The organism is Bradyrhizobium sp. AUGA SZCCT0160, from assembly GCF_018130105.1.
GTDB lineage: Bacteria > Pseudomonadota > Alphaproteobacteria > Rhizobiales > Xanthobacteraceae > Bradyrhizobium.
On record NZ_JAFCMD010000052.1, the window covers coordinates 1 to 4,526 of the forward strand.

2 protein-coding genes are annotated in these 4,526 nt (G+C 66.0%); both read left to right on the forward strand.

All coding sequences use genetic code 11. From position 1 onward, the window contains the following. A partial coding sequence (locus JQ558_RS36855) for an autotransporter outer membrane beta-barrel domain-containing protein (RefSeq protein WP_212296722.1) occupies nucleotides 1–1,015 on the forward strand: 1,015 nt, incomplete at its 5' end. 98 nt (nucleotides 1,016–1,113) lie between these two features. Next, nucleotides 1,114–4,269: an autotransporter domain-containing protein gene (locus JQ558_RS38055; RefSeq protein ID WP_312015074.1), complete on the forward strand. Its 3,156-nt coding sequence runs from the start codon at nucleotides 1,114–1,116 to the stop codon at nucleotides 4,267–4,269. Nucleotides 4,270–4,526 lie beyond the last annotated feature (257 nt).

Below are 4,526 nucleotides of genomic sequence, written 5' to 3' on the forward strand. Positions count from 1 at the left end.
GATGATGGACCCGTTCATTGCGGGGCGCGGTGACGCGGCAACCGCCGGCGGCAACGCATCCGGTTTCGCCGATGAGGAAGCGCTGGCCTATGCCGCGAAGAAGCGCAATCCGAATGACGCGCTGGCGGCGATCTACACCAAGGCGCCGCCAATGGTGCCGTTCCAGCAGCGCTGGAGCGTGTGGGCGGCCGGCTTCGGCGGCTCGCAGACCACCGACGGCAATACCGTGGCCGGCTCCAATACGGCGACGTCGCGGATCTATGGCACCGCCATCGGTGCCGACTATCGCTTTTCGCCGTTCACCATCGCCGGCTTCTCGCTGGCCGGCGGCGGCACCAATTTCAGCGTCGCCAACAACGGCAACGGGCGTTCCGACCTGTTTCAGGCCGGCGCGTTCATCCGGCACAATGTCGGAGCTGCCTACCTCTCCGGCGCGCTGGCCTATGGCTGGCAGGACGTCACCACCGATCGCACCGTCACCATCGCCGGCATTGATCAACTGCGCGCGCGGTTCAACGCCAATGCCTGGTCGGGCCGTGTCGAAGGCGGCTATCGCTTCGTAGCCCCCGTCATCGGCGGGATCGGCTTCACGCCGTACGCCGCAGGCCAGTTCACGACGTTCGAACTGCCGGCCTATGCGGAAGGCGTCATCTCCGGCACCAACACGTTTGCCCTCGCTTATGGTGCGAAGAGCGTGACCGATACCCGCAGCGAACTCGGTCTGCGCACCGACAAATCGTTCGCCATGCAGGCCGCGATCCTGACCCTGCGCGGCCGTCTGGCGTGGGCGCATGATTTCAATCCCGACCGCGGCATCGGGGCGACGTTCCAGACGCTGCCGGGCGCCAGCTTCTTCGTCAACGGCGCGGCGCAGGCTGCCAACTCCGCGCTCGTCACGGCTTCTGCCGAAACCAAATGGATGAACGGCTGGTCGACGGCCGCCACCTTCGAAGGCGAGTTCTCCAACGTGACGCGCAGCTACGCCGGCAAGGGCGTGGTGCGGTACGCGTGGTGAACGGGTGGGACGCACCGCACTTCCGCTTCTGGTAGTGCTCGTGTCGCGAGACATTTTGGTCGTTGGATGACTGACGGACGCATGAGTGGAGTAACAAAGTGAAGAACAGGCCGGTCCGTCGATATTTCCGCGAACATCTCGTGCGATCCGCCCTCCTGAGCGGTACGGCATACGCCCTTATCAGTTGCACGTCTGCGCACGCCCAAACGGTCATCAATGTATCCGACGGCACCAGCCTTTCGGCGGCGATCGCACAGGCCGACACGAATGCCAGCACGAGCTACGTCATTAATTTCCAGAACAACATCACGCTTAGCGGCGCAGCGTCCGATACGCTGAATGCCTTCAACACCACCAGCAACGTAACGGTCAACGGCGGCGGCTTTACGCTCGACGGCGGCGGCGTGCAGCGCGGCTTCTTTGTCTATGCGGGCAGCGTCGCCATCAACAATCTGACGATCCAGAACACCCAGGCGCTCGGCGGCAATGGCGCTCCCAAGAATTTCAGTGCCGGCGGCGGTGGCGGGGGACTCGGCGCAGGCGGTGCGCTGTTCGTGGCGAGCGGTGGCAATGTGACCGTGAGCAACGTCGTTCTGTCCGGCAATAGCGCAACCGGCGGCGCCGGCGGCTCTGGCGGAGACGGCGTGGGGGGCGGAAGCGCCGGCGGCGGCGGCGGCGGTCTCGGCGGCCATGCAGCGGCGTCGGCCGGCGGCGGCGCCGGGCGCGGCGCCTACGGCGACGACGGCGGGACTGGGGCCGGGGCGGGCATCATCGTTGGCGCCGCGAGTGGGGGACAAGGGCATATTCCCGGTCCCGGCGCTGTCCCCGGTGGCATCAACGGTGGCGGTGGCGGTTATGGCGCCGCCGGCGGCGTCGGCGGAAGTCCCATATTCAGCAACGGTCAAGGCGGATTCGGCGGCGGCGGCAGTCACAACGCTGCGGACGACAGGGGCGGCGCAGGGGGATTTGGCGGCGGCGGCGGAGGTGGACACTCCATAGTGGGCTATCAGGGAGGCGCTGGCGGCCTTGGCGGCGGTGGTGGCGGCGGCGCCGGCGCAGGCAACTTGGGTGAGGCGGGCGGAACCGGCGGTAGTGGAGGTTTCGGCGGTGGCGTCGCCGGCCAAGGTAGCAGCATCGCGGCGAACGGTGGCGTTGCCGGAGGCGGTGGTGGCGCCGGCGGCGGCGGATTGGGCGGCGCCCTGTTCGTTCAGGAGGGCGGTTCGCTGACGATTGCCGGCGCGTTCAACGTCAACGGCAGCAGCGTCGCCGGCGGTGCCGGCGGCGCGGGGGGCCCCGGTCTTGGCGGCGTCGACAATGGGGCGGCGGGCGGCGGCGGTTCTGCTTTCGGCACAGGCATATTTCTTCAAGGCAACGGCATCATCAACTTCCTGCCCGGCAGCGGCGCGACGCAAACGATTTCAGACGGGATCGCCGACCAGACCGGTTCAGGCGGCGCGGGTGTCAACGCCGGAATCTGGGGCCTGAACAAGAACGGCGCCGGCACGCTCGTGCTCTCGGGCGCCAACACCTATAGCGGCGCAACGACTGTGGGTGGCGGATCGCTGCGCGCCGGACATGCCGCCGCGTTCGGGACCAGCAACCTTTTCACGGTCTCGGGCGGCGCGACTCTGGATTTGAACGGCTTCAATCAGACATTTGCTGGGCTGCAGGGCGCCGGCACTGTTACCGGCGCCAACGGCACGATCTCCGGCATCTTTACGCCGGGCAACGGCACGCCGGGTTCGTCGATGGCGATGACAGGCAATCTCGTGTTCCAGGCGGCCGCTCAGTATTTGGTGCAGGTCAATCCCACGACGTCCTCTTTTGTGGCCGTCACCGGTACAGCGACGCTTGGCGGCGCTACCGTAGGCGCAACCTTTGCGCCAGGAGTCTATGTGCAGAAGAAGTACACCATCCTCACGGCGACCGGCGGCGTCAGCGGGACCTTCAGCGGGCTGACCACTTCAAATGCGCCCGCGACTTCCACGACATCGTTGAGCTACGACGCCAACAACGTTTATCTCAATCTCGCGCTGTTCTCCGGGCCCAACTTCCCGGGCGGCCTGAACGTCAACCAGCAGAACGTCGCCAACGGGTTGATCAATTTCTTCAACGCCACCGGCGGCATTCCGGCGGTGTTCGCCAATCTGTCGCCGAATGGCCTGTCGCAGGCGGCCGGGCAGACCGCGACGGGATCGCAGCAGGCCACGTTCAACGCCATGAACCAGTTCATGGGCGTGATGATGGACCCGTTCATTGCGGGGCGCGGTGACGCGGCAACCGCCGGCGGCAACGCATCCGGTTTCGCCGATGAGGAAGCGCTGGCCTATGCCGCGAAGAAGCGCAATCCGAATGACGCGCTGGCGGCGATCTACACCAAGGCGCCGCCAATGGTGCCGTTCCAGCAGCGCTGGAGCGTGTGGGCGGCCGGCTTCGGCGGCTCGCAGACCACCGACGGCAATACCGTGGCCGGCTCCAATACGGCGACGTCGCGGATCTATGGCACCGCCATCGGTGCCGACTATCGCTTTTCGCCGTTCACCATCGCCGGCTTCTCGCTGGCCGGCGGCGGCACCAATTTCAGCGTCGCCAACAACGGCAACGGGCGTTCCGACCTGTTTCAGGCCGGTGCGTTCATCCGGCACAATGTCGGAGCTGCCTACCTCTCCGGCGCGCTGGCCTATGGCTGGCAGGACGTCACCACCGATCGCACCGTCACCATCGCCGGCATTGATCAACTGCGCGCGCGGTTCAACGCCAATGCCTGGTCCGGCCGCGTCGAAGGCGGCTATCGCTTCGTAGCCCCCGTCATCGGCGGGATCGGCTTCACGCCGTACGCCGCAGGCCAGTTCACGACGTTCGAACTGCCGGCCTATGCGGAAGGCGTCATCTCCGGCACCAACACGTTTGCCCTCGCTTATGGTGCGAAGAGCGTGACCGATACCCGCAGCGAACTCGGTCTGCGCACCGACAAATCGTTCGCCATGCAGGCCGCGATCCTGACGCTGCGCGGCCGTCTGGCGTGGGCGCATGATTTCAATCCCGACCGCGGCATCGGGGCGACGTTCCAGACGCTGCCGGGCGCCAGCTTCTTCGTCAACGGCGCGGCGCAAGCTGCCAACTCCGCGCTCGTCACGGCTTCTGCCGAAACCAAATGGATGAACGGCTGGTCGACGGCCGCCACCTTCGAAGGCGAGTTCTCCAACGTGACGCGCAGCTACGCCGGCAAGGGCGTGGTGCGGTACGCGTGGTGAGATGCGGGGTGCGACAAATCAACCCGTCGGGCAAATCAGTTCTGAGTTTCAGAAATCGTGTCAAGTAGAAAATTTCCGTAAATCAAAAATATTTCTGTTGTCGGCCGACCCAAATCAGTGCGCATCTATCGTCATCCCGTCCTGGTCAGAAGGGCGTCGGCCGTCGTCACGGACGTTGGGCGGGTTGCGGTGGACGCTGGTTTACGCCTCGACGACGGCGTGGATAAGCGTACGGCAAAACCGTGTGGTCCTGGCAC